Below are 23,203 nucleotides of genomic sequence, written 5' to 3'. Positions count from 1 at the left end.
TTTATTTTTCAGCCTGCATATCCCCCTTGCCTTTTTTGGGGGCAAGGCAAGTCCATGCGTCGCCCGCGTGCCAGGCGGTGAAATGACTCCGATCGGCGACGAACCGAGTCTTTCAATTGTCATTTACCCTCTTGCGCCTGCAACCGGCTATGGCACTATCTGTGGTATCGGGTTAACGGGGGTTACCCAACAGATTGTGATTGCGTCGCTGGCTGATTTTCCGGTGCGGGGGGGATTTTTGTCCCTGCGATTGCTCGGTTGGGCCCTTTTCCGTCCCCGGAGTGGTGCGGTTCATGCTAGGATGCGCGGCTTGTCGCGACCCGCTTGACCGAATCGAACGGAACAGGAACATCGGGGGCTCGCATGGATTTTCGGGATAGTGGACAAGGTGCTGGCGACGTGGCGACTGTGATGGACGATCTTTTGGATGATATGAAGGCGCAGGCCTCGGCCGCGCCCGTGGAAACGCGGGCGGAGCCGGAGGTGCTGACCTCCTCGACCGTGCAGGCGCGGCGCTTCGCCGTCACGACCGATCCGTCGCGCGACGCGCTGCTGACGGAGTTCGGCAAGGACACGCTGAACGACCGATATCTGCTGCCTGGCGAATCCTATCAGGATCTCTTCGCCCGCGTCGCCGCCGCTTATGCCGACGACGCCGCGCATGCCCAGCGCGTCTATGATTATATTTCGCGCCTCTGGTTCATGCCCGCGACGCCGGTCCTGTCGAACGGCGGCACCGGGCGCGGCCTGCCGATCAGCTGCTATCTCAACAGCGTGGACGACAGCCTGGAAGGCATCGTCAACACCTGGAACGAGAATGTCTGGCTCGCCTCGCGCGGCGGCGGCATCGGCACCTATTGGGGCAATGTCCGCGGCATCGGCGAACCGGTCGGTTTGAACGGCAAGACCAGCGGCATCATTCCCTTCGTTCGGGTGATGGATTCGCTGACCCTCGCGATTTCGCAGGGTTCGCTGCGCCGTGGCTCTGCCGCCTGCTATCTCGACGTCTCCCACCCGGAGATCGAGGAGTTTCTGGAAATCCGCAAAACCAGCGGCGACTTCAACCGGAAGGCGCTGAACCTGCATCATGGCGTGCTGCTGACCGACGAGTTCATGGAAGCGGTGCGCGATGGCGCGGACTTCCATCTGCGCAGCCCCAAGGATCAGTCGATCCGGGGCACGGTCAACGCCCGCGCGCTGTTCCAGAAGCTGGTAGAAGTGCGGCTGGCGACCGGCGAACCCTATATCGTGTTCAACGACACGGTGAACCGCATGATGCCCAAACATCATCGCGAACTGGGGCTGAAGGTATCGACCTCCAACCTCTGCTCGGAAATCACGCTGCCCACCGGTCGCGACCATCTGGGCAATGATCGCACGGCGGTCTGCTGCCTGTCGTCGATGAACCTGGAAACCTGGGACGAGTGGAAGGATCATCCGACCTTCGCCGAGGATATCATGCGCTTCCTCGACAATGTGTTGCAGGATTATATCGACCGCGCCCCGCCCGAAATGGCGCGCGCCAAGTACAGCGCGATGCGTGAACGCTCGGTGGGTCTGGGCGTCATGGGCTTCCACAGCTTCCTGCAGGCGCGCAACATTCCGTTCGAAGGCGCGATGGCCAAGTCGTGGAACCTGCGCATCTTCAAGCATATCAACGCTCAGGTGAACGAAGCGTCGATGATGCTGGCGCAGGAACGCGGCCCGTGCCCCGACGCCGCCGATCAGGGCGTGATGGAGCGCTTTTCCTGCAAGATGGCGATCGCGCCGACCGCGTCGATTTCCATCATCTGCGGCGGCACGTCGGCCTGTATCGAACCGATCCCGGCGAACATCTACACCCACAAGACGCTGTCGGGCAGCTTCTCGATCAAGAATCCCTATCTGGAAAAGCTGCTGGTCGCCAAGGCGAAGGACAGCAGCGCGGTGTGGAACTCGATCCTGGAGAAGGGCGGCTCGGTCCAGCATCTCGACTTCCTGAGCCAGGAAGAAAAGGACACGTTCAAGACCAGCTTCGAAATCGACCAGCGCTGGCTGCTCGAACTGGCCGCCGACCGCACGCCCTATATCGACCAGGCGCAGTCGCTGAACCTGTTCATCCCGGCCGATGTGGAAAAATGGGATCTGCTCATGCTCCACTTCCGCGCCTGGGAATTGGGCATCAAGTCGCTCTACTATCTGCGGTCGAAATCGGTCCAGCGCGCGGGCTTCGCCGGCGGCGTGGAGGCCGACAATACGATCGACGCACCCAAGTTCGAAATCGGCGAGACCACCGACTATGACGAGTGCCTCGCCTGTCAATAAGGGTTTGACGCCGGGCGCGACGGCCTATGCCGCCGCGCCCGCGCATTCAGGCTTCTTCTTCGAACGTCACCGCGACGTCGGCATTGGCGGAAAGCCGCACGGTGCCATCGTTCTCGACTGCCGCGATCAGGCCCTGGCTGATATAATGATGATGCCCTGCATGGCTGCCCTCCCCGCTGTCCTTCTTGGTCAGCTTGATCCGGTCACCGTCCATATGGTCGACGGTGCCGACATGGACGCCATCGGCGCCGATCACTTCGGCATGTTCCTGAATGCTGCTGAGGTCGACCATGATATTTCTCCTGTGCGGGGGGTAGCGACGTCTCAACGTCCCGTCCCCGCCCGGGTTGCAACCGCCCTTCATTCGTAACGATTTCGCCCGGAGTTCCGTCCCATGCCTCTTCTTCAAGCCTCCAAGGTGTACAAGCCCTTCGAATATCCCTGGGCCTATGAATATTGGAAGCGCCAGCAGCAGCTGCACTGGCTGCCCGAGGAAGTGCCTTTGGGTGAGGATTGCCGCGACTGGGCGCAGAAGCTGTCCGATCATGAGCGCAACCTGCTGACGCAGATTTTCCGCTTCTTCACCCAGGCCGACGTGGAAGTGCAGGATTGCTACCACGAAAAATATGGCCGCGTGTTCAAGCCGACCGAGGTCAAGATGATGCTGACCGCGTTCAGCAACATGGAAACCGTCCACATCGCCGCCTACTCGCATCTGCTCGACACGATCGGGATGCCCGAAAGCGAATATAGCGCCTTCATGCAGTATAAGGAGATGAAGGACAAACACGACTATCTGCAACAGTTCGGCGTCGACACGGACGAGGATATCGCCCGCACGCTCGCCATGTTCGGCGGCTTTACCGAAGGGTTGCAGCTCTTCGCCTCCTTCGCGATGCTGATGAACTTCCCGCGCTTCAACAAGATGAAGGGCATGGGGCAGATCGTCACCTGGTCGATCCGCGACGAAACGCTGCATTGCGAAGGCATCATCAAGCTGTTCCACGCCTTCTGCGCGGAACGCAACTGCCTGACCCCGGCGGTCAAGGACGATATCATGGACATGTGCCAGAAGACGGTGCGGATCGAAGATGCGTTCGTCGATCTGGTCTTCGAAATGGGTCCGGTGCCCGGCATGACGCCCAAGGACATCAAGAAATATGTCCGCTACATCGCCGACTGGCGCCTGGGACAATTGGGTTTGAAGCCCATCTACATGATCGACGAGCATCCGCTTCCCTGGCTCGCGCCGATGCTGAACGGCGTGGAGCACGCGAACTTCTTCGAAACCCGCGCGACCGAATATTCGAAGGGCGCGACGCGCGGCCAGTGGAACGACGTCTGGGAGGCCTTCGACCGTCGCCAGAAGATCAAGGGCAGCGACGCGGCCAACACCGACGACACCGACCCGGACATGTTCAAGGCGGCGGGCATCGCGGCGGAGTAAAGAAAGGAAACTATCATGGTTGACCATAACAGGGAAAAAGATCGACGTGATTGGCAGGATAACGATCGGGATTACGGAAAAAGAGATAGTAATGACCGTCCCGGAAGAACTGAAAATACGTTGCCAGATCGAGATTCTCCACCAAGCAAAAAATGAGCGACCCTCGCTATAAAACCGAATTTAGCCTTTCTCGGCTAATTAGATATTGTGGAAAGCGTCAAAGGTTTTTTGATGGTCTTCACAGGTTGAGCTTGTTTATAAATACGATAGCAGGCAGTTCGGCTTTTGTTACTATCATAGCTAATATGCCGCATGTCGCTGCTTGGTTGACAGCTATCGTTGCTGTAGTTTCTGCTCTCGACAACGTCGTAGGATTTTCAGAACGAGCAAGACTGTATGCGCAGCAGAGATCAAGGTACTATGAGTTATATTGCGACCTCGTAAAATCGAAGCCATCCGGTTTTGTGGAGGATGTTTACAAAGAGCGAAAATTGAGAATTGATAGGGATAATCCACCAATTCTTCGTGTTTTGGATGTTGTTTCTAGGAATGAAGAAGACATTTCTAGAGGTCATCCTTATGGTGAAACTATATTCATATCAAAATTTAGATACTTTATGCGGCATTTCATGGATATCCCTCCAAAAAAATGGATTACTATGGACGATAAGCTAAGCAAGAGTTGATAGTTTATTTACTCCATAACGGACCCATCTCGCGCCAAAACGGCGCGAATCGCTTTATGCTCGCCCCATGACCGCGCCAGCCCCGCCCCCTCACACATCCCGCCATCACAGCTATATCTGCAATGTCTGCGGCAGCGACCATGTCACGCGCGACGCCTGGGCGGCGTGGGACATGGCGGCGCAGCATTGGGTGCTGGAGGTCGTCTTCGACCAGTGCTGGTGTCATCGCTGCATGAGCGCCACGCGGCTCGACCGGGTCGTGCTGACCAGCCCGATCACCTTTGCCGCCCCCGATCCGGCCCCGATCCCGCAAAGGACCGCGTCGCCGGGGTGAAGCTTCCTTAACCCCGCTCGCTTATCCTGCGCGCCATGTTCTTCGGCGTCCGCCTCCGCTCGATCTTCACCAGCCGCTGGTTCGCGCTGCTCTGGGCGCTGCTGGTGATCCTGACCGCCATCCAGTTCGTCGGCTCCGGCGACGACAGTCCCGGCGCGCAGGACGACAACGCTGCCGCCGACGGCCTCACCAACGACCAGCGCGCCGCCCTCGCCAACGCGCTCTGACGCCGTTGGCGCATCCGTCCGATCCCGTCCGCGCTGTCCTACATGCCGCCGCTACGCTATGCTCTGCCCGTTCCTTCGCATCGTCAGGCCGCATCCCGCCGTGCGAGGGGGAAATCGTCCTGCAAAAAACTTACCATGGGCGACAGGCATGAAGTTCCGGAAGTTCCGGATGCCCGCGTCGCCGCTTTTCGTCCCTGTCTCCGGACTGAACGACGCGTTTTGTTCCGTTCATGCAACATCCCCTAATCTCGCGGGTTCTACCGCCACGATACCCAGAGGGAAGGAGTCCCACCCGTGAGATTTTCGTTGCACAAGGCCATCGCCGCCCTGTCGCTCGGCGCAATCGCCCTGACCGGCGTCGCCGCAACCCCCGCCTTCGCCCAGCCCGGCCAGCATAATCGCGAGCATCGCCAGGAACGGCGCGAGGATCGCCGCGAATTTCGCCAGGAAAAGCGCGAGGACCGTCGCGATTTCCGCCAGGATCGTCGCGCCGATCGTCGCGATTTCCGGCAGGATCGCCGGGAAGACCGCCGCGATTGGCGCCATGATCGCCGCGCGGACAATCGTCGCGCCGACTATCGCCGTCCCGGCCGTCCGGTCTACAGCTATGACTGGAACCGTCCCGATCCGCGCTACGGTCGTTCCTATCGGCCCGACCGCTATTATCGCACCGGCTACGCCCCGATCCGGGTCGATCGCCGCACTCGCATCTACCGCGGCTATGACGACCGCTATTATTGCCGCCGGTCGGACGGCACCACCGGCCTGATCGTGGGCGCAGCTCTGGGCGGCCTCCTCGGCAGCCAGATCGACCGTGGCCAGTCCAATGTCGCGGGCATCCTGATCGGCGGCGGCGCCGGCGCGCTGCTGGGTCGCGAGATCGACCGCGGCGGCGTCAACTGCCGCTAAGTCGGCACTAGCACCAGGGGTGGCGGCTGCCATCCCAGCGTCGGGCCAGTCCTTCGGCGACCAGTTGTTCGCCGATCGACTGGCCCCCGCGCGTTACCACCCGCAAGGCCCGGCCATAGCGGTCGCTGTCGCGATCGCCGCTTTCCAGCGAGAAAGCCCCTTCATTCATCAGCGCCTGCAATCGCCGTGTCGCACGCGCGCCCAGTTCGCCCTCCGCCAGGCAGCGCGGGCCATGGGTTTCGGGCGTGTCGATGTCGGCGATGCGATATTTCTCGCCGCGGAACCAGAATGTGTCGCCATCGACAACGCAATTGGTCCCGCCGCCGCTATGGCAGAAGGCGAAATCGGCCCGCAGGCCGTCGGCCGCAACCTCCGGCGCCGGCGCAGCGATCGGAGGCAGGTCGATCCGCGCGATCCAGTCCGGCCCATACCAGCCAAGCAGCAAGCCCAGGCACAGCATATAGAGAAGCGCCGGCCCGCTAAATCCCAACCGGACCTGCCGGCCACGCGCATATTTCTGTCTCGCCATGCCCCGCTCTAGCGAGCGTCCGACAAACAGGGCGTTAAAGCCGATCCAGCTTTTCACCGATCCGGCGACGATCCGATTTGACGCCGGTCAACGCCATGGACCGGCGCACTATCATCCCGGCCGGGATCATCCGAAACGGCGCTTAAAGGATGAACACCGTCGCCAGCGCCCAGCGCTATTCGTCCTCTTCGGTCGGCCCCATCTCATCTTCCTCATCGTCCATTTGCGGCTCGCCGGCATAGGCGTCCATGTCGATCCGGCCGGACCGGTCCATCTCGGTCATCTTGTCGACCAGGTCGGGCGTGTCGTCGGGGATGATCTGCGCCGGGTTGGTACGCCCGCCATGTTCGCTTTCTTCGGCAAGGTCGGTGGAGCGCGCCCGCGCATCATCCGCGACATCCTGCGCCTGGGTGCCGGCTTCGGCCTGTTCCTTATTGTCTTCCAGTTCGCGGTCGGGGGTAGGGCGGTCCATCATACGTCTCCTTGGGCCTGATGCCCGATCCTTCCCCAACGGCCTTGCGCGCCCGCCGTTCCGGGGAAATGACTGGCCCGGAAATGACTGGACAGTCTTTCGTCAAGGAGGCAAAGGCCGCTCTGATCCTTTCGCACTGCAGCAGGAATCTCCCATGCCCCGCCAGCTCATTTCCTCCGGCTCGCCCTTCGAGGCGCAGGTCGGCTATTCGCGCGCCGTCGTCCAGGGCGACTGGTGCTTCGTCGCCGGCACCACCGGCACCGATCCCGAAACCAGGACGATGCCCGAAGATGTGGTTGAACAGGGCCGCAATGCGCTCAAGGTCATCGGCAAGGCACTGGACGATGCGGGCTTTTCCTTCTCCGACGTCGTGCGCGTGACCTATTATATCACCGACGCGGCCTATTGGGATGTGATGGGCGATATCGCCGGCCCTGTGTTCGGCGACATCCGCCCCGCGGCCAGTTGCGTCATCGCTGGCCTCGTCAAGCCGGAGATGAAGATCGAAATCGAAGTCACCGCCTTCAAAGGGTAACAGGAGCACCGCATCATGATTACCATGTATGGCATCAAAAATTGCGACACGATCAAGAAGGCCCGCAACTGGCTGGACAATGAGCGGGTCAGCTACAGCTTCCACGACTATAAGGTCGCCGGCGTCGACAAGGCGAAGCTGGAAGAATGGGTGATGGAACATGGCTGGGAAACCATCCTCAACCGCTCCGGCACCACCTTCAAGGCGCTGGACGCCGGGGACAAGGCGCATATCGATGCGGACAAGGCGATCCTGCTGATGATCACCAACCCTTCGATGATCAAGCGCCCGATCCTCGACACCGGCCGCGAAACTCTCGTCGGGTTCAAGGCGACGACCTATGAAAATGCACTACAGGGCGTGAAGGCATGATCGGGCGGGGGCTGGCGCGCATCGGACTGTATCTGTTGATGAGCCTCATTCCCCTCTCTGCGGTTCAGGCCGAACCGATCCTGATCGCCCATCGTGGCGCCAGCGGCGAACGGCCCGAACATACGCTCGCCAGCTATGAGCGGGCGATCGATCAGGGCGCCGACTATATCGAGCCGGACCTGGTGTTGACCAAGGACGGCGTGCTGGTCGCCCGGCATGAAAATGAGATAGCCGGCACCACCGATGTCGCCGAGCATCCTGAATTCGCCGATCGCAAGACGACGAAGACGATCGACGGGGTCGCCATGACGGGTTGGTTCACCGAGGATTTTACCCTCGCCGAACTGCGCACGCTGCATGCGCGCGAACGGCTGCCCGATGTCCGCCCGGCCAATCGGCGTTTCGACGACCTTTATCAAATCCCGACCTTCGAGGAGATATTGAAGCTGGTCCGCGCGAAGGAGGCCGAAACCGGCCGCCGCATCGGCCTCTATCCCGAAACCAAGCATCCCGGCTATTTCGCGGGGCTGGGGCTGCCGCATCAGGCCGCGCTGCTCGATCTGCTCGGCCGCTACGGCTATCAAAGCGAGGCCGACCCGGTCTTCATCCAGTCGTTCGAGGTCGGCAATCTGAAGGCCCTTCGCGCCGCGACCCGGCTGCGCCTGATTCAACTGGTCGACGCGGAGGGCGGCCCGGCCGACCTGCCCGGCACCAGCTATGCGGACATGCTGACGGTCCAGGGCCTGACGGAGATCGCCACCTACGCCGATGGCATCGGGCCTTCGGCGGCGCTGATCATCGCGCCCGAAGGCCCGACCGCGCTGGTTGGCCGCGCCCATGATGCGGGCTTGCAGGTTCATGTCTGGACGCTGCGGATGGAAAACAGCTTCCTGCCCGCCCAATATCAGCGCCCCGACGATCCGCAGGGTCGCGGCGACTTCGCCGGCTGGGTCCGTGCCATCGCCGCCACCGGGGTCGATGGCCTGTTCAGCGACTTTCCCGGGCAGGCGCGCGCGGCTCTGTCCGCCACCGCACCCTGATCGGCGATGGCGCGCCAAGCGAAAACTTCTTTCTCTCTCGCCTCGCTTGACTTGCCAAAGCGGGTGCGCGGGCGAATAACGGACCCATGTTGTCCCAGAAGACCCGTTACGCCATCCGTGCGCTTCAGCATCTCGCCGATCGCTACCGCCAGGGTCCGGTACCCCTCAATGAAATCGCGACGCGCCAGAATATCCCATCCAAATTCCTGACCGTGATCCTGTCCGAACTGTCGCGCGAAGGACTGGTCGCGACGCAGCGGGGCAGGGATGGAGGCTATTGGCTGGCGCTGGCGCCGGTGGACGTCAGCTATGGCGACATCGTCCGGCTGACCCGCGGCTCGCTGGCGCTCACCCCCTGCGCCAGCCGGTTCGCGCATGAAAGCTGCACCAACTGCCTGCCCGAATCGGAATGCCGCCTGCACCGCGTGATGCTGCGCGTCCGCGACGAAACCGCCAAGGTGCTGGACAGCATCAGCCTGGCGGAGCCGTTTGCGGTGACCGACGACGCGGCCTGAGCCTTGCGCTTGCGCCTTACCTTCGCCACATCAGCCGCATGACCACCCCGCCGCTCAAAGCCGTCCTGATCCCCGTCACCCCGTTGCAGCAGAATTGCACCCTCTTCTGGTGCACGGCAACGATGCGCGGCGCCTTCGTCGATCCGGGTGGCGACCTGCCGGTGCTCAGGAAGGCGGCGCAGCAACATGGTGTGACGATCGAGAAGATCCTCGTCACCCACGGTCATATCGACCATTGCGGACAGGCTGGCGTGCTGGCGCGCGACCTGAATGTCCCGATCGAGGGGCCGCATGAGCATGATCGTTTCTGGATCGACCGGCTGCCGCAGGATGGGGAGCGCTGGGGCCTGCCCGGCGAGAGCTTCGAACCCGATCGCTGGCTGGTCGACGGCGATCAGGTGACGGTCGGCCAACTGATCTTCGATGTCTATCACTGTCCCGGCCACACGCCTGGCCATGTCGTCTTCCACCATGCGCCCAGCAAGCTGGCGATCGTTGGCGATGTCCTGTTCCAGGGATCGATCGGCCGCACCGACTTTCCGCGCGGCAATCATCAGCATCTGATCGACGCCATTACGGGCAAGCTGTGGCCGCTGGGCGGCGAGACGGCCTTCGTGCCCGGCCATGGCCAGATGAGCAATTTCGCCCATGAGCGGCGGACCAACCCGTTCGTCGCCGATTCGGTGCTGGCGGGATAATTACCCCCGAGCCGCCATTGCCGGCGGCACGGGCATTGCCCGCGTCGCGCTATAGGCGATCGTCAGCGCGGTGATGGCCATCGCGACCATCACGCCCCAGGTCAGCAGCGCGCCGCCCGCGCGCCAGACCGTGGGCTGGTCGGCGTCCATGCCGAACGCATGGGCGACCCGCGCCACCACATAGACCAGTGCGCCGATCCACAGCCAGAGCGACGCGCCCACGGCCAGTTCGACCAGCGCGAAGAGAATCAGCACGATCGGCGTATATTCCACGAAATTGGCATGGGCGCGCATCCGCCGCGCCAGCAGGCTGTTGCCCGCATCGCCATGCATCACCTTGTCGGCGATGCGAATGCGCGCGCAGCGAGTCGCGATCCACAGGTTGAGCAGCGCGCAGGCCGCGGCAAAGGTCAGGGTGATCGGCAGCAGCATGGAATATCCCCTCGTTTCAGGCGCCATATCCTAGACGGCATGGACGACCGGGCAAGGTCAAAGGGAAAGGCCAATGGGAAAGGCCAATGGGAAAGGAAAGCCTTGCACCCCCGACAAAAAGCGCTATAGGCGCAGGGCTTCGCGATCACCCGGGCCGCATGGGTCTGCGGCGCCGTTGGCGTCAGCTTTTCTGTTCGGAACTGGCCGGTCGTACAACTTGATATTATACGGAACAAGGTGCCGACATGGCTGTCCCCAAAAGGAAAACGTCCCCCTCCAAGCGCGGCATGCGCCGTAGCCACGATTCGCTGCGCGTCGAAGCATTTCAGGAATGCTCCAACTGCGGCGAGCTGAAGCGTCCCCACAATCTGTGCGACGCCTGCGGGCATTATAACGGCCGCGAAATCGTCGCCGTCGGGGCGTAAGCCCATCCCCATCTCCGCAAAGGGGTGATCTGAGTGTCCAGTCAGCCGCGAATCGCAATCGACGCGATGGGCGGGGACGAAGGTGTGCGCGTGATGATGGCAGGCGTGGCTTTGGCCCGCCACCGTCATGACGGGCTGCGCTTCACCCTGTTTGGCGACGAGACGCAGATCAAGGCTGCGCTCGATCATCACCCCAACCTGCGCGCTGCGTCGGAAATCGTCCATGCCGACACCGTCGTGGCGGGTTCCGACAAGCCGAGCGTGGCGATCCGCAAGAAGAGCAGCTCGATGAGCATGGCGATCGCCGCCGTGAAATCGGGTCAGGCGGGCGCGGCCGTGTCTGCCGGCAATACCGGCGCGCTGATGGCGATGGCGAAGCTGGCGTTGCGCACCATGCCGGGCGTCGATCGTCCCGCGCTGGCGGCCTTGCTGCCGACGCTGGGCGACAATGACGTCGTCATGCTGGACCTGGGCGCCAATACCGAGTGCGACGCCCGCAACCTCGTCCAGTTCGCGGTAATGGGCGCGGCCTATTCGCGCATCGCCTTCGACCTTGAACGGCCGCGCGTGCGCCTGCTCAACATCGGCACCGAAGACCTCAAGGGCACCGACGAGATTCGCTACGCCGCCGCCGTGCTGCGTAGCGCAAAGACTCTGCCGCTCCAGTTCGACGGATTCACCGAAGGCGACAAGATCGCGCGCGGCGACGCCGACGTGATCGTGTGCGACGGTTTTTCCGGCAATGTCGCGCTCAAGACGGCGGAGGGCACTGCCCGTTTCGTCACCGATGTGCTGCGCAAGGCGTTCACCAGTTCGATCCGCTCGAAGATTGGCTTCCTGATCTCCAAGCCCGCCATGCACCTGCTAAAGCATCATCTCGACCCCAACAACCACAATGGCGCGGTCTTCCTCGGTCTCAACGGCGTGGTCGTGAAGAGTCATGGCAGCGCGAACGACAAGGGCGTGGCCAACGCCGTCCATGTCGCCGCGCGCCTGCTGGAGGAAGACATCACCCGCCGGATCGCCGCCGACATGGCGGGCATCCAGTCGCTGTCGGCCGCCGCGTCCAAGCTGGAGCAGCCCGTCAAGTGATCCGCCGCTCCATCCTGCTCGGCACGGGCTCGGCCCTGCCCGTTCGTGCGGTCAGCAATGCCGAACTGGCGCAGACCGTCGACACCAGCGACGAATGGATCGTCGAGCGCACCGGCATCCGCAACCGCTATATCGCGGGCGAAGGCGAAACTACGGCCAGCCTGGCCGCCGACGCTGCGCGTCAGGCGATCGAAGCGGCGGGCATCGCCGCGCAGGATATCGACCTCATCATCCTGGCGACGGCGACCCCCGACCAGACCTTCCCGGCCGCCGCGACCAAGGTGCAGGCGGCACTGGGCATCGACGATTGCGTGGCGTTCGATGTCGCGGCGGTCTGTTCGGGCTTTCTCTACGCCGTGACCGTGGCCGACAGCATGATCCGATCCGGCGCGGCCAACCGTGCGCTGGTGATCGGGTCGGAAACCTTCAGCCGCATCCTCGACTGGGAAGACCGCACGACCTGCGTCCTGTTCGGCGACGGCGCTGGCGCCGTGGTGCTGGGGGCGGAGGAGAGCGCGGACGGCGCGCGGGGCATCCTCGCCGCCAAGCTCCATGCCGATGGCCGTCACAACCAGCTTCTCTATGTCGACGGCGGCCCGTCCACGACCCAGACGGTGGGCAAGCTGCGGATGCGCGGCCAGGAAGTCTTCCGCCACGCCGTGGTCAATCTCGCCTCGGTACTGCGGGAAGTGATGGACATTGCGGGCCTCTCCACCGACGAGATCGACTGGCTGGTGCCGCACCAGGCCAATGCCCGCATTCTCGACGCGACAGCGCGCAAGCTCAAATTGTCGCCCGACCGGGTGGTGGTGACGGTCGATCGTCACGCCAACACCTCCGCCGCGTCAGTGCCGCTGGCGCTCGACCATGCGGTGCGGGACGGCCGGATCAAGACGGGCGATCTGGTCGTGCTGGAAGCGATGGGCGGCGGCTTCACCTGGGGCGCGTGCGTCTTGCGGCTCTAGGCCTGCACGCAGGATAGGCGGCGCTTGCCAAAGCGCTGCGAATCGATCACATTTCAGACAGATCATCCGCGAAGATGGTCGCTGGGGCCATGAAGTGGGGATGTTCGATGACCGGCAATGCAACCTTGACGCGGGCGGACCTGGCTGAAAGCGTGAACCGCCATGTCGGCCTGTCGCGGGCGGAAGCCGCGGCGCTGGTCGAATCGATCCTCGAACATATGTCCTGCGCGCTCGAACGCGGGGAGAATGTGAAGATTTCCAGCTTCGGCACCTTCGTCCTGCGCGACAAGACGGAACGTATGGGCCGCAATCCCAAGACCGGCGTCGAAGTGCCGATCGAACCGCGTCGGGTACTCACCTTCCGCGCCAGCCAGACGATGCGCGACCGGGTCGCCGCAGTTTAAAGTGCGGCTGGCCGCTTTTCCAGCATTACCATTGCTTTACCATAGTTGACGTCCGGTCGATTATGGGTGCAACATCGCTGTCATGGAAAAGGCAGAGGGTGCATTTCTGACCATCAGCGAGCTGGCCGGCGAGCTTGGTCTTCCCCAGCATATATTGCGCTATTGGGAAACGCGTTTCCCACAACTGCGTCCGCTACAGCGATCGGGCAACCGCCGCTATTATCGGCCCACCGACGTCGCGCTTGCGCGCCGCATCCACCAATTGCTCAATGTCGAGGGTTTCACCGTCAAGGGCGCGCAAAAGGCGCTGGTGGATGGCAATGGCCATGCGCCCGCCATGCCCGTCGTCAAGGCTGCGCCGCTGGATCCTTCGGACCTTCTGGCCCGCCTTATGGCCGTCCGTACCGCCCTCGCCAGAGCGATCGGCGACTGACCCTGTTTATGGCTTCGGTGCGCGATAGGGTATGAAGTCGCCCAGCGCGCAGGCGCCGGTCGTGATGCCCGTCTGCAAATTGGCGGTGGTGGTGAAGTCGCCCCGGCACATTTGCGATCCATAGCTGCGCACGATCATCGTGTCGCCATAGGTCAGGCCGCTGCAACTGCCGATCAGGTCATTCTTGTACACCAGCTTGCGGTTGACCTTGTAGAGCAGGACATTGTTGCTGATGACCGTCAGGTTGGTCTGCGGTTCGCGATTGATGCAACTGACCTTCTCGCCCGCCACCTTGCCAGCCAGCGCCTTGTCGAGTTTCGTGGCCTGCTTGTCGGTCAGCGGCGTCGGCTCATAGCTGCCGGTGCAGGCCGCCAGCAGCAGCGGCGCCATCCCAATCCATCCGCGCATCGCGATTCTCCATCATCTCCGCATCTAGGACGCCGCCATAGCGCAAAAACCGTCAGGCGGCGTCCTTCGCTGCGCGCCGTTCGGCCAGTTCCGCCACATTGCGCGCGCGCATGAAGATATTCGTGTCCCGCTCCAGCCCGATGCTGGTCGGCACCGTCGCCTCGCCGCGCGACCGCGCCGCCTCCACCGCCGCGACCCGTCGTGCCAGCGCGGCGTTGCCCGGCTCCACGCCCAGCGCAAAGCGGCCGTTGGAGAGCGTATATTCATGCGCGCAATAGACGATCGTGTCGTCCGGCAGCGCGGCGAAGCGTGCCATATTGCTGAACATCTGCGCCGCCGTTCCTTCGAACAGCCGGCCGCAGCCCATGGCGAATAGCGTGTCGCCCACGAACAGGATCTGATCGTCGGCAAGATGATAGGCGATATGCCCCGCCGTATGCGCCGGCACCGCCATCACAGCAGCGACATGGTCGCCGATCCGCACGCTGTCGCCTTCGACCACCGTCCGGTCCAGCGTGCCGATCTTCTCGGCCTCTGCCGCCGGGCCGGTGATGATGCATCCACCCCATGCCTCTGCCGCCGCCTTGATCGCCGCATTGCCGCCGACATGGTCCCCATGCCAATGGGTGTTCCAGATCTGGCCGATGGTCCAGCCGCGCGCGGCCGCCGCCTGCAACACCGGTTCCGCCACCGCCGGATCGATGGCGACGGTTTCGTCGCTTGCCCCGTCGTGGAGCAGCCAGACATAATTGTCGTTGAGCACGGGGATGCGGACAACCTCCAGCATGGCGTTTACCAGACGCCGATATTGGGCATCGACGCCCAGGGTTCGGCCGGTTCCAGCCGCCCGTCCTGCAACAGTTCGATCGAAATAGCGTCCGGCGTCCGCACGAACGCCATATGCCCGTCACGCGGCGGCCGGTTGATCGTGACGCCGGCGTCCATCAGCCGCTGGCAAGTGTCGTAGATATTCTCGACCTGATACGCGATATGGCCGAAATTGCGCCCGCCATCATAGGTTTCGGCTGCACTGCCATCGGCCGGTGGCCAATTGTAGGTCAGTTCGACCTGCGCGTCCTCGTCGCCCGGCGCGGCGAGATAGACCAGCGTGAAACGCCCTTGCTCGCTGTCGAAGCGCTTGACCTCCTTCAGCCCCAGCAGGTCGAAAAAGGCGATGCTCTTGCCGACGTCACTGACGCGGATCATGCTATGCAGAAATTTGGGCAAGTCTTTCTCCGTTCGTCGCTATAAAGCAACGGTTCATCTCGGCGATCGTAGCTGTGTACCCAAGATAAGGTCGCGCATCACCGGACGGAAGAGGGAAGCAGACAATGGCGTTGGAAATGCGGGACAAGGTTTTGCTGGGCGGCGCGGCGCTGCTGGCGTTCGGGACGATCGCGGGCGGCTATCTGCTCGGCGACGGGCTGAAACGGGCCAAGGCGGCGGACCGATCGGTCACGGTGCGCGGCCTAGCGGAAAAGGATGTGACGGCGGACCTCGCCACCTGGTCGATCAGCTATTCGGCGACCGGCTTCGAACTGCCGACCGTTCGCGCCGAAATCGATAATAACACCAAGGAATTGCAGGCCTATTTCACTGGCCTTGGCTTCAAACCGGGCGAACTGACCCCGACCGGCGCGGGGGTGAACCAATATCTCAACAATGGCGTCAACAATATCACCATTACCCAGCGGATGCTGCTCCGCACGACAGACATCGCCCGCGCGCAAAAGGCGGTGGCGCAGCAATTCGATCTCGTCCGTCGCGGTGTGACGCTGCAGGAAGGGTCCGGCATGAAATATAGCTTCACCAAGCTGAACGACGTGAAGCCCGACATGGTCGCCGCCGCCACCCGTGACGCGCGCGCCGCCGCCGAACAGTTCGCCAAGGATTCAGGGTCCGGGGTAGGGGGCATCAAGAGCGCCACCCAGGGCTATTTCTCGATCGACGCCCGCGATGGCGAAGGCGGCGACGGATCGAGCGACACGCCTTACAAGAAGGTACGCGTCGTCACGACCGTCGACTTCTACCTAAAATAACGGCCAGCCTCACCCGCTGTCTCAGCACCGGCCCCGGCGACGGTCGCGACGCGAACAGCGATCGTCCTTGTCGCCGATGACCGCGCCGACGGCGCCACCGATCGCCGCGCCTTCCACTGTGCCAAGACCGGTGGCGCTGCCCACGACCGCGCCGCCGGCACCGCCGATCAGGCCGCCGCGCGTGGCGCCGCGCGAACAGGCGGTGGTCGCCATCGCACCGACCAGCAGCAGGCCGATCGCCGCGCTTTTCTTCCAATAACTGTCCAACTCGCCGTCTCCTTCACGCAACCCCGCTACGGACGAGCGAACGGGGCGAAGGCGAAAGCGGTTCCGTTACAAAGTCTTGCTGGTGATCTTAACGTGCAGGCTGGGCGACCGGAAGCCGCGACAGATTGTCCGCCGCCGCCTTGCCGGGCGGCGCGTCCGGGGCCAGCCTCATCGCTCGGACCCAGGCCGCGCGCGCAATATCCGCATGATCGGTCAGGACCGCGATATTGCCCTCCTCCAGCGCCACGGAGGCATCGTCGGGCGACAATTGCACCGCGCGCGCGATATGCGCCTGCGCCAGGCTCATCTCGCCCGACCGGCGCGCCAGCGTCGCCGACAACAGCCAGGCCAGCGGATCTTTGGGCGCTTGCACCAGCGCGATGTCCAGCGAATCGCGCGCCGCATCCGGCTCGTTCAGCGCTACCAGCGCCCGCGCCCGGTCCAGATGGACCTCGCCCTTTTCCAGCCCGTCGGGCAGTCCGCGCGCCAGCGCCGCATCGAAATCGCCCCGCGCCTTGGGCAGGTCGCCGCTCGCCATCGCGGCATTGCCGGCCTGCGCCCAGAGCCGCGCCGCCTCCACCATCTCGCCACTGCGCTCGGCTTCCTCGGCCGCCTGCTCGAAGGCGACGATCGCGGGTGTCCAGCGCTCCGCCCGGGCATAGGCGAAGCCCATACAATGGCGCGCATAGAAGCTGCCGCCGTCGATCCGCCATTTCTGGGCGAAGGCGATCCCGGCGTCGGGCGATTCGATCGCCTGGTCCAGGCACGCCTGGAAGGGCGCGGCGAATTTGGCGGGAACGGGGATCTTCCCATCCGCCCGCGCCGGGGCCGTCGCCGCAGGAGACGCCGCCGCCGCCGCTGCAGCGGCGCGCTCTTCCTGCTTCTCCTTGCGGCTGCGGTTCATCACCGCCTCGATCTCGGGATCATAGGCCTGGAGCAGGATCGGCAGGAAAAGGAGCATCAATGGGTATCCACAATTTGGGCCAACAGGCTGGCGACGGTGCGGATCAACAGGGCGATGTCGCCGTCGCGCGACAGACGATGGTCGCCGTCCTTAATCAGCAACGTCTGCACATCCGATGAACGCAGCCGCGCCGCCGCCTTCACCGCCACATACCAGGGCACGTCCTTGTCCTGCTGACCGTGGAGCAGCCGCACCGGGCAATCGATCGCGATCTCGCCCTCCAGCAGCCGCAATGCCTGCCCCGACTGCCAGAAGGCCAGCGTCGTGACATAAGGGTCTTCGCTATATGGTGACGGCTCCTCGATCCGCCCCTCGGTCGTCAGCAGCGCCTTGTCCGCGTCGGTAAAGCCCCATTCGGTGAAGTCGGGCGCGGCGGCGATGCCGACCACCCCCACCACGCGGTTCGGCCGTGCAAGTGCCACCAGCAACGCCAGCCACCCACCCATGGACGATCCGACCAGCACCACCGGCCCCTGCGTCAATGCGTCCAGCAGCAACAGCACATCGTCGCGCCAACTCGCTAGCGTCCCGTCGACAAAGCGGCCTTCGCTGGCGCCGCAACCGGCATAGTCCAGCCGCAGCATCGCGCGACCCTGCTCTGTGGCCCACCGCTCCAGCGCGACCGCCTTGCTGCCCTCCATGTCGGACATGTAGCCGGGCAGGAAGACGATCGTCGGTCCGACGCCACCCTGTCGCCGATAGGCCAGGCGCAGCCCGTCAGGCCGGGCGAACAGCGCGGGCGGGGTGGCGGGAATAGCGTTCACGGATGCATCCTTCATGATCTTGCGACGACGATTCCGCCTTAGACCGGCTTTTTGCGATGGCGAGAAAAATATTGGAGACAATGCGTTGACAGCATTGGGGGACCCGGTTAGAGGCGCCCTCCTACCCCGTGCCCAGATGGCGGAATTGGTAGACGCACCAGCTTCAGGTGCTGGCGATCGCAAGGTCGTGGAGGTTCGAGTCCTCTTCTGGGCACCAGAGGCCTTTCCGGCGACGTCCGGGAAGGTCCAGCAAGCAGCTGGTTTTACAGCATTTTTTCAGTGAAAATCGCCAAATGGAATCCGGGCTCATCCACCCGAATCCGTCAACAGCACCATCAGAATGATGGTGTTTTTGATGGTGCCGGAGAGCCCTTTGGAGCTGGCACCATCATGGCACTGAATCATATCCAGATCACCAACGCCAAGCCCCGGGACAAGGCCTATAAACTGGCCGATTCCGATGGGCTGTATCTCATCGTCCAGACGAACGGTACGAAACTCTGGCGCATGAACTACCGGCACCTCGGTCGACAGAAGACGCTCTATTTTGGCGCGTGGCCCGAGGTAGGGATAGCTATGGCGCGTCAGCAGCGCGCCGTAGCAAGGGAGCAGATCGCCGCCGGGCTCGACCCCGCCGCCGAGAAGCGGAGCGACACACTTGCGCGCAAGGTGGCCGCAGACAACACATTCAAGACGATCGCCGAAGAATGGGTGGCGAAGAATGAGCGGGAGGGTCGCGCGCCGATCACGCTCGACAAGATTCGCTGGCTGCTCGGCATGGCCTATCCCATGATCGGCAGCTTTCCTGTCTCAAAGATATCACCGCAGGAAGTCCTGGCCGTCCTGCGCAAGGTAGAAGCGACCGGCCGCTACGAAAGTGCACGCCGGATGCGCAGCGTGCTCAGTCGGGTTTTTCGCTATGCAATCGCGACCGCTCGGGCGGATCGCGATGTCGCGGCCGACCTGCGTGGCGCGCTCATCACCCCGAAGGTCCGGCATCTCGCCGCGATCACGACGCCCAAGGAGGCTGGCGCGCTCCTGCGCGCGATCGACGGTTACACAGGTCACGAAATCACCGCGATCGCTTTGCGGTTATCACCCCATCTGTTCGTCCGGCCGGGCGAGTTGCGCAAGGCAGAGTGGGAGGAAATCAATACGCACGACGCCGTCTGGTCGCTCCCGGCGGAAAAGATGAAAATGCGCCGTCCGCACCGTGTATCGCTGTCGCAACAGGCGATGGCGCTACTGGAAGAACTCCGTCCGCTGACAGGCGACGGAAGGTATCTTTTTCCGTCGTTCCGGTCACCACGCCAGTGCATGTCGGAAAACACCATCAACGCGGCACTGCGTCGACTGGGCTATAGCCAGGAAGAAATGACGGCGCACGGCTTTCGCGCGATGGCTGCGACCCTGCTCAACGAGATGGGCATCTGGAACCCGGACGCCATCGAGAAGCAGTTGGCCCACCTCGACACTTCGATGGTGCGCCGTGCTTACACTCGCGGTGAATATTGGGATGAACGGGTGCGCATGATGCAGCACTGGTCCGACTATCTCGACCAGCTGAGGGACGGCGCGAGAATCCTGCGGCCGAACTTTGGTAAAGGCAGAGGCACGCCAGGCTAGACGCCGGTCAGGGCTTTCAGGCTCTTATATGGGATCAGCGTGGATCGCCCTACCTTGACGGTTTCCAACTCACCAGACTGGATCAGCTCGTAAAGACGTGAGCGGCTGATACCGGTGAGCTGGACCGCCGTAGAGATGCGGACCGTCAGAGGCTCTATGAGGACAGCCCCTTCTTGGGGATTGTTACTGTGCATCATAGATCACCGCTTCGTCCTGTTTCGCGCAAAGCTCCTGTCACTTTCGAGGAAGGCCGCGAGCATGGCAGGGATCAGCTCGGCAACCGGCTCGTCACGACCATAGGTCTTTGCGTAGAGCGCGGCATAGTCGATCAAGGCCTGATGGAGGTCCGGCATGACAGCAATGCTGAGTTTGACCGGATTGCGATCGGGAAGCTTGGGCAATTTGAGGTCGGTCATTTCAGCGCTCCTTCTCTCGCCAAGGTGCGAGAATGAGATCCTTGTGCACAACTAGCCGAACGGCCGCGCCGGGCCGGACCGTGATGGTCGGTTGGATTTGCAGGTTGCGGGATGTGATCTGGTCTCCTGCGCGGGACACATTCTGCTGCGTGGATTGACGGATCGCCTGGACGAGATCGCTCTCTCCCGAGAAAGTGACATTCGCCCCCACGCCAAGTAATGTCGAAATCGCGACGCCCTTGAGTAGCGTCCAGGTGTGGAAATCGACTTTATCGGCAAGCCCTGCATAGCCTGAAGGGTCAGTTGCGGGCACGTTGTCGAGCCGGATCGAACTGCCGTCCGGCAGGATGATCCGCTGCCACACGATCAGTGCGCGCTTCTGCCCAAAAGCGACCACGCTGTCGTAATTGCCGATCAGCCGCGCGCCCTGCGGAATGAGAAGAATGCTGCCCGTCGCGCTGTCGAAAACCCGCTCTGTGACCTGGGCGGTGACGAGGCCGGGAAGGTCGGACCTGAGCCCGGTGATCAGGCTTGCCGCGATGACACTACCAGCGGACAGCAGGTCCGGCGACGCCGACGGGCTCAGCCGATGCTCGTTAACATCGCCGCCAGTGTCGCGCGCCGCGACAAAGTCGGCCTTGCGCTGCTGCGCATTAGGATCACGATCAGGATCGATCGCGAGCCGCGCCTGCTCCGCAGCCGCTGCCGCTGCCGGGGGAGAAGATAGTGTCGCATCAGCGACGCGGGTCGGATCGTTGCGAATGCCAGATTGCACCAGTAATCCAGATTCCCGCGCCGCCCTTAACTCCGCAGCCCGTCGATCGCGTTCGGTCGCGGCGGCCTGGTCCGCGCGACCAGCTTCGCCGTTCGTCGGCTCAATGCCCATCGCACGCTGATGATTGAGGATGGGTCGGCCGAGATCGCCCGGCAGGGGCGGTCCGAGTTTGGGCACGTCGCCATAGCTGCCCGGCAAGCGGCTCAATGTATCGGTCGGCGCTTTCGCCACGACCGTCTGGTCGTCGGCTTGTCCAGCGAGGTGCAATGCCGACGGCCGCAGCGCGACCCAGGCTGTCGCGATCAGGCTGATCGAGCCGAGCGCCGCGATCACCACCACGGTGCCCCGCTTGAAGCGGATCGCCCGCGCAGGCTGGGCGCGTAGCGCGAGCGTTTCCGGGTCCACCTTGCCAGGTACGGCGGGGGTCTCGGTCGCCGTTGGGGCTGCCGCCTCGACGGTCATGATCCCCTCCGCTTGGGCGCGCCGTCCGCAACCCGGCTGATCCGGACAATCTGCTGGTGCTTCGTGCCGAGACGAAGCTCGGCGACGTCGAAGATGCGATCGACGACGTAAAAGTGGCCCTTCACGCGATAGTTGACGAGTTGGGCCTCGCCTTTCCCGTCCACCAGGAAAATCGGCGGCGCCTCGCCGACGGCCAGCGTCGCGGGAAATTCGATGAAGGTCTGGCGGCCGTCGTCGAAAGCACGAAGCGGCCGCCAGGCCGGTCGATCGCCCGATACGGCATAGTTGAAATGAAGCTGTTCGACCTCGATCCCGGCTGCGACCGGCGCGGCCGCTTCGGCCGCAATGGTGGCCCGCTTCAATGCGATCAGCGCATCCTGGGGATAGGTCCAGGATAGCGCGGCCATCGCCGTCTTCGCCGTGGTTGTAAGCGCGATATGATAGCTGCGCCGGTCCGTGGTGATGACGAGATTGGTGGACAGGCCGGCACTGAATGGCTTCACCAGTATATGGGTCCGCTTCTCCGTGCTCGACCCGCTGGTGGTATCGCCGATCACCCAGCGCACCGTGTCTCCGCTTGCCACAGCGACCAACGTCTCGCCTGGTTGCAGCGCGATGTCAGTCACCCTCTCCGGTGCGGTGATGACTCGATAGATCGCGCCGTCGGTGAAAGGATAGACCTGGACGGCGTTGATGAACCCCTGCGCGGTCGGCTCGATCGTCGCCGCGCGGTTGGCGATGGCGACCGGCGCGACTTCGCGCGACGCGTTGCGGATCGGCGGACTCGCCCCTGCGCTGCCGGCGAGAAGGATGAAGCAAGGCGACAGCAACGTGGTTGTGAGAGTTCGGGTCATGGCTGGGTCTCCGTATTGACGGTAGGTTGAGCGGCAAGGTTCGGGTCGAGCGGCGAGCCGAGCGGCACGTTGCTGGGCGGTTGCGCGGTACGCGCGGCAGCAGTCGACGCCGCGGGCTCGAGTTCGCGGCTCCAGTCGATCGCGTCGATGTAGATGCCAAGCGGGTTCCTGCGGAGCGTATCGGCCGATACCGGCGGCTTAGTCAGGATCGTCAAGATGCCGGTCCAGTGCGAGGAACCCGCCTCACTCCCACGCTCATAGGCCGTCTCGGTCCATTTCACTTGAAACGACCGTTCGGATGCGCGGACGACGCTGGTTACCTGGACTGACACAGTGCGCTCGCCGATTCTGGCGAAGGGGTCTGCGGCGCGGGCATAGTCGCCAAGGAACTGGCTCCCCCGCGTCGTGGTGAAGTCATAGGCCGAGAGCCAGTCGCGGCGCATCAGCACTGGATCGAGCGAGACTCCACGGACATTCTCGATGAACTTCGCCAGATGCCAGGCGATCTGGGGATCGGTGGGGCGATAGCCCGCTTCGGCCTCAGTCACCGCCCGGGCCTCGCCCAGGCGATTGACCTCGACGACATAGGGCGTGACCCGGCTCTGCAGCGACTGCCAGATGAGGGCACCTGACATGGCGGTCGACAACGACAGTGTGCCGAATGCCATCATCCGCCAGTTGCGGGCCTGGACGCGGGCGGACCCGATACGGTCATCCCAGACCTGGCCGGCGCGTTGATAGGGCGTCTCGGGTTCAGGCGTCTGCGCGTAGCGCTGGACGGCGCGCTTAAAAAACATGCGGTATGAAGA

34 protein-coding genes and 1 tRNA gene are annotated in these 23,203 nt (G+C 63.3%); 20 read left to right on the top strand and 15 right to left on the bottom strand.

Going from position 1 to position 23,203, the window contains the following annotated elements:
* The first annotated feature begins 363 nt into the window (after window positions 1-363).
* Entirely contained in the window at window positions 364-2,304 is a 1,941-nt protein-coding gene (locus ABT375_RS11765; RefSeq protein WP_416462540.1) for a ribonucleoside-diphosphate reductase subunit alpha, read from the top strand.
* Window positions 2,305-2,350: 46 nt separating this feature from the next.
* On the opposite strand, the gene ABT375_RS11760 is transcribed toward ABT375_RS11765, so the two are convergent.
* Window positions 2,351-2,596: a DUF2171 domain-containing protein gene (locus ABT375_RS11760; protein ID WP_416462539.1), complete on the bottom strand. Its 246-nt coding sequence runs from the start codon at window positions 2,594-2,596 to the stop codon at window positions 2,351-2,353.
* Window positions 2,597-2,698: 102 nt separating this feature from the next.
* On the opposite strand from ABT375_RS11760, the gene ABT375_RS11755 reads away from it, so the two are divergent.
* From ABT375_RS11755 to ABT375_RS11730, 6 genes are all read left to right on the top strand, one after another.
* A complete protein-coding gene (locus ABT375_RS11755) occupies window positions 2,699-3,751 on the top strand; it encodes a ribonucleotide-diphosphate reductase subunit beta (RefSeq protein ID WP_416462537.1) in 1,053 nt (350 codons plus the stop codon).
* A gap of 15 nt (window positions 3,752-3,766) precedes the next feature.
* Window positions 3,767-3,907, top strand: a complete 141-nt coding sequence (locus ABT375_RS11750) for a hypothetical protein (protein WP_416462536.1) — start codon at window positions 3,767-3,769, stop codon at window positions 3,905-3,907.
* A complete protein-coding gene (locus tag ABT375_RS11745) occupies window positions 3,904-4,437 on the top strand; it encodes a hypothetical protein (RefSeq protein ID WP_416462535.1) in 534 nt (177 codons plus the stop codon). Before ABT375_RS11750 ends, ABT375_RS11745 begins: the two co-directional genes overlap by 4 nt.
* A gap of 67 nt (window positions 4,438-4,504) precedes the next feature.
* Window positions 4,505-4,771 carry a hypothetical protein gene (locus ABT375_RS11740; protein ID WP_416462534.1) on the top strand — a complete coding sequence of 89 codons (267 nt, stop codon included), beginning with the start codon at window positions 4,505-4,507 and terminating at the stop codon, window positions 4,769-4,771.
* 35 nt (window positions 4,772-4,806) lie between these two features.
* Complete coding sequence (locus tag ABT375_RS11735; protein WP_416462533.1) at window positions 4,807-4,998, top strand: hypothetical protein; 192 nt, start codon at window positions 4,807-4,809, stop codon at window positions 4,996-4,998.
* Window positions 4,999-5,292: 294 nt separating this feature from the next.
* Entirely contained in the window at window positions 5,293-5,907 is a 615-nt protein-coding gene (locus tag ABT375_RS11730; protein ID WP_416462532.1) for a glycine zipper 2TM domain-containing protein, read from the top strand.
* 7 nt (window positions 5,908-5,914) lie between these two features.
* Here ABT375_RS11730 and ABT375_RS11725 read toward each other — a convergent pair whose 3' ends face one another.
* Together ABT375_RS11725 and ABT375_RS11720 are read right to left on the bottom strand one after the other, a co-directional pair.
* Window positions 5,915-6,436 (bottom strand): thermonuclease family protein, encoded by a 522-nt coding sequence (locus ABT375_RS11725; RefSeq protein ID WP_416462531.1) that lies wholly within the window; start codon window positions 6,434-6,436, stop codon window positions 5,915-5,917.
* Window positions 6,437-6,611: 175 nt separating this feature from the next.
* Window positions 6,612-6,908, bottom strand: coding sequence for a hypothetical protein (locus ABT375_RS11720; RefSeq protein WP_287386391.1), 297 nt, complete (start codon window positions 6,906-6,908; stop codon window positions 6,612-6,614).
* Window positions 6,909-7,062: 154 nt separating this feature from the next.
* Here ABT375_RS11720 and ABT375_RS11715 point away from each other — a divergent pair, with 154 nt between their 5' ends.
* The 5 genes from ABT375_RS11715 (at window position 7,063) to ABT375_RS11695 (ending at window position 10,068) form a co-directional block, all read left to right on the top strand.
* The gene (locus tag ABT375_RS11715; RefSeq protein WP_416462530.1) at window positions 7,063-7,443 is read left to right on the top strand and encodes a RidA family protein; all 381 of its coding nucleotides are present in this window, start codon (window positions 7,063-7,065) and stop codon (window positions 7,441-7,443) included.
* Window positions 7,444-7,458: 15 nt separating this feature from the next.
* Window positions 7,459-7,815, top strand: coding sequence for an ArsC family reductase (locus ABT375_RS11710; protein WP_224546372.1), 357 nt, complete (start codon window positions 7,459-7,461; stop codon window positions 7,813-7,815).
* On the top strand, window positions 7,812-8,855 hold the full coding sequence (locus ABT375_RS11705; RefSeq protein ID WP_261935968.1) for a glycerophosphodiester phosphodiesterase: 1,044 nt from the start codon (window positions 7,812-7,814) through the stop codon (window positions 8,853-8,855). Before ABT375_RS11710 ends, ABT375_RS11705 begins: the two co-directional genes overlap by 4 nt.
* 86 nt (window positions 8,856-8,941) lie before the next feature.
* The gene (locus tag ABT375_RS11700) at window positions 8,942-9,370 is read left to right on the top strand and encodes an RrF2 family transcriptional regulator (protein WP_088184139.1); all 429 of its coding nucleotides are present in this window, start codon (window positions 8,942-8,944) and stop codon (window positions 9,368-9,370) included.
* A 38-nt stretch (window positions 9,371-9,408) separates the two neighbouring features.
* On the top strand, window positions 9,409-10,068 hold the full coding sequence (locus tag ABT375_RS11695) for an MBL fold metallo-hydrolase (protein ID WP_416462529.1): 660 nt from the start codon (window positions 9,409-9,411) through the stop codon (window positions 10,066-10,068).
* Here ABT375_RS11695 and ABT375_RS11690 read toward each other — a convergent pair whose 3' ends face one another.
* Entirely contained in the window at window positions 10,069-10,500 is a 432-nt protein-coding gene (locus tag ABT375_RS11690) for an MAPEG family protein (RefSeq protein WP_224546362.1), read from the bottom strand.
* 245 nt (window positions 10,501-10,745) lie between these two features.
* Between ABT375_RS11690 and rpmF the strand changes: the two genes are divergently transcribed.
* From rpmF to ABT375_RS11665, 5 genes are all read left to right on the top strand, one after another.
* Window positions 10,746-10,925: a 50S ribosomal protein L32 gene (gene rpmF / locus ABT375_RS11685; protein WP_066606737.1), complete on the top strand. Its 180-nt coding sequence runs from the start codon at window positions 10,746-10,748 to the stop codon at window positions 10,923-10,925.
* Between the two features lie 33 nt (window positions 10,926-10,958).
* Window positions 10,959-12,017: a phosphate acyltransferase PlsX gene (gene plsX / locus ABT375_RS11680; protein WP_416462528.1), complete on the top strand. Its 1,059-nt coding sequence runs from the start codon at window positions 10,959-10,961 to the stop codon at window positions 12,015-12,017.
* Window positions 12,014-12,982 (top strand): beta-ketoacyl-ACP synthase III, encoded by a 969-nt coding sequence (locus tag ABT375_RS11675; RefSeq protein ID WP_261935971.1) that lies wholly within the window; start codon window positions 12,014-12,016, stop codon window positions 12,980-12,982. Before plsX ends, ABT375_RS11675 begins: the two co-directional genes overlap by 4 nt.
* A 107-nt stretch (window positions 12,983-13,089) precedes the next feature.
* On the top strand, window positions 13,090-13,386 hold the full coding sequence (ihfA, locus tag ABT375_RS11670; RefSeq protein ID WP_224546356.1) for an integration host factor subunit alpha: 297 nt from the start codon (window positions 13,090-13,092) through the stop codon (window positions 13,384-13,386).
* 82 nt (window positions 13,387-13,468) lie between these two features.
* Window positions 13,469-13,819: a MerR family transcriptional regulator gene (locus ABT375_RS11665; RefSeq protein WP_224546354.1), complete on the top strand. Its 351-nt coding sequence runs from the start codon at window positions 13,469-13,471 to the stop codon at window positions 13,817-13,819.
* Between the two features lie 6 nt (window positions 13,820-13,825).
* On the opposite strand, the gene ABT375_RS11660 is transcribed toward ABT375_RS11665, so the two are convergent.
* The 3 genes from ABT375_RS11660 to ABT375_RS11650 are packed head-to-tail and all read right to left on the bottom strand — an operon-like array spanning window position 13,826 to window position 15,454.
* Window positions 13,826-14,227: a hypothetical protein gene (locus ABT375_RS11660; protein WP_261935972.1), complete on the bottom strand. Its 402-nt coding sequence runs from the start codon at window positions 14,225-14,227 to the stop codon at window positions 13,826-13,828.
* A 52-nt stretch (window positions 14,228-14,279) separates the two neighbouring features.
* The gene (gene gloB / locus ABT375_RS11655; RefSeq protein WP_416462527.1) at window positions 14,280-15,014 is read right to left on the bottom strand and encodes a hydroxyacylglutathione hydrolase; all 735 of its coding nucleotides are present in this window, start codon (window positions 15,012-15,014) and stop codon (window positions 14,280-14,282) included.
* Window positions 15,015-15,019: 5 nt separating this feature from the next.
* Window positions 15,020-15,454: a VOC family protein gene (locus ABT375_RS11650; protein WP_416462526.1), complete on the bottom strand. Its 435-nt coding sequence runs from the start codon at window positions 15,452-15,454 to the stop codon at window positions 15,020-15,022.
* A 104-nt stretch (window positions 15,455-15,558) separates the two neighbouring features.
* On the opposite strand from ABT375_RS11650, the gene ABT375_RS11645 reads away from it, so the two are divergent.
* On the top strand, window positions 15,559-16,266 hold the full coding sequence (locus tag ABT375_RS11645) for an SIMPL domain-containing protein (RefSeq protein WP_416462525.1): 708 nt from the start codon (window positions 15,559-15,561) through the stop codon (window positions 16,264-16,266).
* A gap of 21 nt (window positions 16,267-16,287) precedes the next feature.
* Here the strand turns inward: ABT375_RS11645 and ABT375_RS11640 are convergent, their stop codons facing one another.
* From ABT375_RS11640 to ABT375_RS11630, 3 genes are all read right to left on the bottom strand, one after another.
* Window positions 16,288-16,533, bottom strand: a complete 246-nt coding sequence (locus ABT375_RS11640; RefSeq protein ID WP_235955024.1) for a hypothetical protein — start codon at window positions 16,531-16,533, stop codon at window positions 16,288-16,290.
* An 88-nt stretch (window positions 16,534-16,621) separates the two neighbouring features.
* Window positions 16,622-17,494 (bottom strand): tetratricopeptide repeat protein, encoded by an 873-nt coding sequence (locus tag ABT375_RS11635; protein WP_416462524.1) that lies wholly within the window; start codon window positions 17,492-17,494, stop codon window positions 16,622-16,624.
* On the bottom strand, window positions 17,494-18,261 hold the full coding sequence (locus ABT375_RS11630) for an alpha/beta hydrolase (protein ID WP_224546339.1): 768 nt from the start codon (window positions 18,259-18,261) through the stop codon (window positions 17,494-17,496). The genes ABT375_RS11635 and ABT375_RS11630 overlap by 1 nt, the downstream gene beginning before the upstream one ends.
* Before the next feature lie 130 nt (window positions 18,262-18,391).
* Between ABT375_RS11630 and ABT375_RS11625 the strand changes: the two genes are divergently transcribed.
* A tRNA-Leu gene (locus ABT375_RS11625) sits at window positions 18,392-18,478 on the top strand.
* A 173-nt stretch (window positions 18,479-18,651) separates the two neighbouring features.
* On the top strand, window positions 18,652-19,887 hold the full coding sequence (locus ABT375_RS11620) for a tyrosine-type recombinase/integrase (RefSeq protein ID WP_416464892.1): 1,236 nt from the start codon (window positions 18,652-18,654) through the stop codon (window positions 19,885-19,887).
* Here ABT375_RS11620 and ABT375_RS11615 read toward each other — a convergent pair.
* Genes ABT375_RS11615 through trbF form a run of 5 tightly spaced genes read right to left on the bottom strand, consistent with a single transcriptional unit; the run spans window position 19,884 to window position 23,191 of the window.
* Window positions 19,884-20,081, bottom strand: a complete 198-nt coding sequence (locus ABT375_RS11615; RefSeq protein ID WP_416464891.1) for a helix-turn-helix domain-containing protein — start codon at window positions 20,079-20,081, stop codon at window positions 19,884-19,886. The two genes, ABT375_RS11620 and ABT375_RS11615, sit on opposite strands and share 4 nt — an antisense overlap.
* A 6-nt stretch (window positions 20,082-20,087) precedes the next feature.
* Window positions 20,088-20,303, bottom strand: a complete 216-nt coding sequence (locus ABT375_RS11610; protein ID WP_416462523.1) for a DUF2274 domain-containing protein — start codon at window positions 20,301-20,303, stop codon at window positions 20,088-20,090.
* 1 nt (window position 20,304) lies between these two features.
* The gene (locus ABT375_RS11605) at window positions 20,305-21,540 is read right to left on the bottom strand and encodes a TrbI/VirB10 family protein (RefSeq protein WP_416462522.1); all 1,236 of its coding nucleotides are present in this window, start codon (window positions 21,538-21,540) and stop codon (window positions 20,305-20,307) included.
* On the bottom strand, window positions 21,537-22,394 hold the full coding sequence (gene trbG / locus ABT375_RS11600) for a P-type conjugative transfer protein TrbG (protein WP_416462521.1): 858 nt from the start codon (window positions 22,392-22,394) through the stop codon (window positions 21,537-21,539). The genes ABT375_RS11605 and trbG overlap by 4 nt, the downstream gene beginning before the upstream one ends.
* Window positions 22,391-23,191, bottom strand: a complete 801-nt coding sequence (trbF, locus tag ABT375_RS11595; protein WP_416462520.1) for a conjugal transfer protein TrbF — start codon at window positions 23,189-23,191, stop codon at window positions 22,391-22,393. Before trbF ends, trbG begins: the two co-directional genes overlap by 4 nt.
* Window positions 23,192-23,203: the final 12 nt, after the last annotated feature.

The sequence above is a fragment of the Sphingomonas sp. VDB2 genome (assembly GCF_047946695.1).
In the GTDB taxonomy this organism is placed as follows: domain Bacteria; phylum Pseudomonadota; class Alphaproteobacteria; order Sphingomonadales; family Sphingomonadaceae; genus Sphingobium; species Sphingobium bisphenolicum.
The sequence above is the reverse complement of the archived record's forward strand: the minus strand, read 5'-3'. Positions and strand labels throughout refer to the sequence as shown.

What these genes read in the sequence shown, in the direction of transcription:
- ABT375_RS11765 (WP_416462540.1), top strand. Translation starts at nt 364, where the DNA reads ATGGATTTTCGGGATAGTGGACAAGGTGCTGGCGACGTGGCGACTGTG.
- ABT375_RS11760 (WP_416462539.1), bottom strand. Translation starts at nt 2,596, where the DNA reads ATGGTCGACCTCAGCAGCATTCAGGAACATGCCGAAGTGATCGGCGCC.
- ABT375_RS11755 (WP_416462537.1), top strand. Translation starts at nt 2,699, where the DNA reads ATGCCTCTTCTTCAAGCCTCCAAGGTGTACAAGCCCTTCGAATATCCC.
- ABT375_RS11750 (WP_416462536.1), top strand. Translation starts at nt 3,767, where the DNA reads ATGGTTGACCATAACAGGGAAAAAGATCGACGTGATTGGCAGGATAAC.
- ABT375_RS11745 (WP_416462535.1), top strand. Translation starts at nt 3,904, where the DNA reads ATGAGCGACCCTCGCTATAAAACCGAATTTAGCCTTTCTCGGCTAATT.
- ABT375_RS11740 (WP_416462534.1), top strand. Translation starts at nt 4,505, where the DNA reads ATGACCGCGCCAGCCCCGCCCCCTCACACATCCCGCCATCACAGCTAT.
- ABT375_RS11735 (WP_416462533.1), top strand. Translation starts at nt 4,807, where the DNA reads ATGTTCTTCGGCGTCCGCCTCCGCTCGATCTTCACCAGCCGCTGGTTC.
- ABT375_RS11725 (WP_416462531.1), bottom strand. Translation starts at nt 6,436, where the DNA reads ATGGCGAGACAGAAATATGCGCGTGGCCGGCAGGTCCGGTTGGGATTT.
- ABT375_RS11720 (WP_287386391.1), bottom strand. Translation starts at nt 6,908, where the DNA reads ATGGACCGCCCTACCCCCGACCGCGAACTGGAAGACAATAAGGAACAG.
- ABT375_RS11715 (WP_416462530.1), top strand. Translation starts at nt 7,063, where the DNA reads ATGCCCCGCCAGCTCATTTCCTCCGGCTCGCCCTTCGAGGCGCAGGTC.
- ABT375_RS11710 (WP_224546372.1), top strand. Translation starts at nt 7,459, where the DNA reads ATGATTACCATGTATGGCATCAAAAATTGCGACACGATCAAGAAGGCC.
- ABT375_RS11705 (WP_261935968.1), top strand. Translation starts at nt 7,812, where the DNA reads ATGATCGGGCGGGGGCTGGCGCGCATCGGACTGTATCTGTTGATGAGC.
- ABT375_RS11700 (WP_088184139.1), top strand. Translation starts at nt 8,942, where the DNA reads ATGTTGTCCCAGAAGACCCGTTACGCCATCCGTGCGCTTCAGCATCTC.
- ABT375_RS11695 (WP_416462529.1), top strand. Translation starts at nt 9,409, where the DNA reads ATGACCACCCCGCCGCTCAAAGCCGTCCTGATCCCCGTCACCCCGTTG.
- ABT375_RS11690 (WP_224546362.1), bottom strand. Translation starts at nt 10,500, where the DNA reads ATGCTGCTGCCGATCACCCTGACCTTTGCCGCGGCCTGCGCGCTGCTC.
- rpmF (WP_066606737.1), top strand. Translation starts at nt 10,746, where the DNA reads ATGGCTGTCCCCAAAAGGAAAACGTCCCCCTCCAAGCGCGGCATGCGC.
- ihfA (WP_224546356.1), top strand. Translation starts at nt 13,090, where the DNA reads ATGACCGGCAATGCAACCTTGACGCGGGCGGACCTGGCTGAAAGCGTG.
- ABT375_RS11665 (WP_224546354.1), top strand. Translation starts at nt 13,469, where the DNA reads ATGGAAAAGGCAGAGGGTGCATTTCTGACCATCAGCGAGCTGGCCGGC.
- ABT375_RS11660 (WP_261935972.1), bottom strand. Translation starts at nt 14,227, where the DNA reads ATGCGCGGATGGATTGGGATGGCGCCGCTGCTGCTGGCGGCCTGCACC.
- gloB (WP_416462527.1), bottom strand. Translation starts at nt 15,014, where the DNA reads ATGCTGGAGGTTGTCCGCATCCCCGTGCTCAACGACAATTATGTCTGG.
- ABT375_RS11645 (WP_416462525.1), top strand. Translation starts at nt 15,559, where the DNA reads ATGGCGTTGGAAATGCGGGACAAGGTTTTGCTGGGCGGCGCGGCGCTG.
- ABT375_RS11635 (WP_416462524.1), bottom strand. Translation starts at nt 17,494, where the DNA reads ATGCTCCTTTTCCTGCCGATCCTGCTCCAGGCCTATGATCCCGAGATC.
- ABT375_RS11620 (WP_416464892.1), top strand. Translation starts at nt 18,652, where the DNA reads ATGGCACTGAATCATATCCAGATCACCAACGCCAAGCCCCGGGACAAG.
- ABT375_RS11615 (WP_416464891.1), bottom strand. Translation starts at nt 20,081, where the DNA reads ATGCACAGTAACAATCCCCAAGAAGGGGCTGTCCTCATAGAGCCTCTG.
- ABT375_RS11610 (WP_416462523.1), bottom strand. Translation starts at nt 20,303, where the DNA reads ATGACCGACCTCAAATTGCCCAAGCTTCCCGATCGCAATCCGGTCAAA.
- ABT375_RS11605 (WP_416462522.1), bottom strand. Translation starts at nt 21,540, where the DNA reads ATGACCGTCGAGGCGGCAGCCCCAACGGCGACCGAGACCCCCGCCGTA.
- trbG (WP_416462521.1), bottom strand. Translation starts at nt 22,394, where the DNA reads ATGACCCGAACTCTCACAACCACGTTGCTGTCGCCTTGCTTCATCCTT.
- trbF (WP_416462520.1), bottom strand. Translation starts at nt 23,191, where the DNA reads ATGTTTTTTAAGCGCGCCGTCCAGCGCTACGCGCAGACGCCTGAACCC.